Origin of the sequence: Sporolactobacillus shoreicorticis, from assembly GCF_024125445.1 — a bacterium.
In the GTDB taxonomy this organism is placed as follows: domain Bacteria; phylum Bacillota; class Bacilli; order Bacillales; family Sporolactobacillaceae; genus Sporolactobacillus; species Sporolactobacillus shoreicorticis.
Genome location: NZ_JAMXWM010000105.1, coordinates 1 through 412 on the forward strand (window position 1 = coordinate 1; position 412 = coordinate 412).

At 43.0% G+C, this 412-nt stretch carries 1 protein-coding gene; it reads left to right on the forward strand.

All coding sequences use genetic code 11. From position 1 onward, the window contains the following. Nucleotides 1-412, forward strand: a 412-nt coding sequence (locus tag NIE88_RS22205; protein ID WP_290446648.1) for a transaldolase family protein, incomplete at both ends; no start/stop codon positions are given.

Sequence of the window (412 nt, forward strand, 5' to 3'; positions counted from 1 at the left end):
AAGTTTTGGAAAAAATTCCTGATCTGCCAATTTCTTTTGAAGTATTTGCCGATGATTTTGAAACAATGGAGAAGGAAGCCCTTAAGATTCATTCGTTTGGCAAAAATGTGTTTGTGAAAATCCCAATTATGAACACGCGCGGCGAGTCATCGATTCCGTTGATTAAAAAACTCTCCTCAAAGGGTTTATCACTGAATGTGACCGCCATTCTGACCATTCGTCAAGTAGAGGAAACGGTCGCCGCGCTGAATCCCAAGGTCGAAAATATTGTGTCCGTTTTTGCGGGGCGCATTGCGGATACGGGAACAGATCCAATTCCTTATATGAAAAAATCGGTTGACATCTGCAAGGAGAATAAAGGAGCAATGCTGCTCTGGGCAAGCTCGCGTGAATTGTTTAATGTCTATGAGGC